The organism is Flavobacterium sp. (assembly GCF_031422135.1).
Taxonomy (GTDB): Bacteria; Bacteroidota; Bacteroidia; order Flavobacteriales; family Flavobacteriaceae; genus Flavobacterium.
Genome location: NZ_JANOQD010000100.1, coordinates 1 through 1794, shown reverse-complemented (window position 1 = coordinate 1794; position 1794 = coordinate 1). Strand labels below are relative to the sequence as shown.

Annotated in this window: 1 protein-coding gene; it reads right to left on the bottom strand. The window is 32.1% G+C overall.

Features of this window, described 5'->3' with window-relative positions:
• Positions 1–379 precede the first annotated feature (379 nt).
• The coding region (locus RMO70_RS13105; protein WP_310556887.1) for a glutamate--tRNA ligase family protein at positions 380–1794 on the bottom strand (1415 nt) is incomplete at its 5' end.

The window sequence follows — 1794 nt, the reverse complement described above, 5'->3', positions numbered from 1 at the left end:
CGCAAACAAAATTCCGATTGTTGCTCCAATTCCTGCTGCTATCAAAAGAGCGACTAAAGTGTTGTCTGTGTTCTTGGACATGATTTTGTGTTTTGTTATATAAAGATACCAATTTCTCAACACTTAAGCGAAATTCAAGGGAGAAATCGAAATAAAGCGGTTTGAAATACGCTTTTATGCCAAGTTATAATAAGTGTTGTTTATTTAATAAAACCACCTTAAAAGTAATTTGTGAAGGTGGTTTTTGATTGCTAAAATTTATACTGAAAGGCTTTATCATAAGCAATAACAATATTGGTAAAACAGCTTAAAAATTTGTTTACTATTTACTGTTTACAGTAAACAGTAAATAGTAAACAAAGAATTTATTGGAGAGAAATTAAAAACCGCTTAACAATTCTAAAACAGCTTCGTTTTTTTCAATGTTTTTCAATTCTACTAATTGATGTTGAAAATTAGAAAAATTTTCAACATCAATTTTCAAATTTTTGATTGCTTCATATCTAACAAATGAAGACTCGCTTTTTATAGACATCTTATAAAATTTTATCAAAGATTCAGTTTCTAAATCAGAATACTTTATCTTATTAGAATACTTTAAAATAAAATTAGCAAACAACAAGGAACTTTTATTATTATTGATGTTTTTATGAATTGAATTTATCAATAAACTGAAATTTTCAATGCTTTTTATACTTTCTCCAATGGCATTTTGAATAACTATTCTCTCCTCTTTAGTATCAACTTTAAAATATTTATTAATTTCTTTCAATGAATTCATCAATAAATTCTCTTCTTTTTTGCCTTTCTCTTCCCAAGCATCTTTAAGCCCAACCGTTTTGTTGAATACTAATTTTGAAGCCGTGGAATCTTTGTCTACATTAAAATAACCCAAACGTTGAAATTGGAATTTATCATTTGGTTTTACATCCGAAAGACTGGGTTCTACAAATCCTTTCACGATTTCAAGCGAAGATTTATTCCTAAAATCTAGAAAGTTTTTCTCCTTGTGACTGTCTGGTGCTTCGTCTATAAAAAGTCTGTCGTACAAACGAACTTCTGCTTGAATAGCATGTTGAATTGAAACCCAATGCAATGTTCCGGCAACTTTTCGTTGGCTGGCTTCGCTTCCGCTTCCGGAACGAGAATCGTCATCATAACTGGCTTGAATCTCGGTGATATTTCCCAAATCGTCTTTTGTAACACTTTCTCCTTTAATTATATAACCGTTTTTTAAACGTACTTCGTTACCTAAACTTAAACGGAAAAATTTAGCTGGTGCAATTTCTAAAAAGTCTTCTCTTTCGATATATAATTCACGAGAAAAAGGTACTTTCCTGAAACCTGCGCTTTCATCTTCTTGATTATTTTCGGCATCAAGCCATTCTATTTTATCCGATGGATAATTAGTAATAACGAGTTTTATTGGATCTAAAACCGCCATAACTCGTGGAGCTGTTTTGTTTAAATCTTCGCGCAAACAAAAATCCAAAAGTGATACATCAATGATATTCTCCCGTTTGGCAACGCCAATAGTTTCACAGAAATTACGTATAGATTTTGCCGTATAACCACGACGACGCAATCCTGAAATCGTAGGCATTCGTGGATCGTCCCAACCGTTTACCACTTTGTCTTGAACTAATTGCAAGAGTTTTCGTTTGCTCATTACGGTATAATTCAAGTTCAAACGAGCAAATTCGTATTGGTTTGGGCGCACTTTATTGGCATCGTAAATCTGATCTAAAAACCAGTTGTATAATTCCCGGTGCATAACAAATTCTAACGTACAAA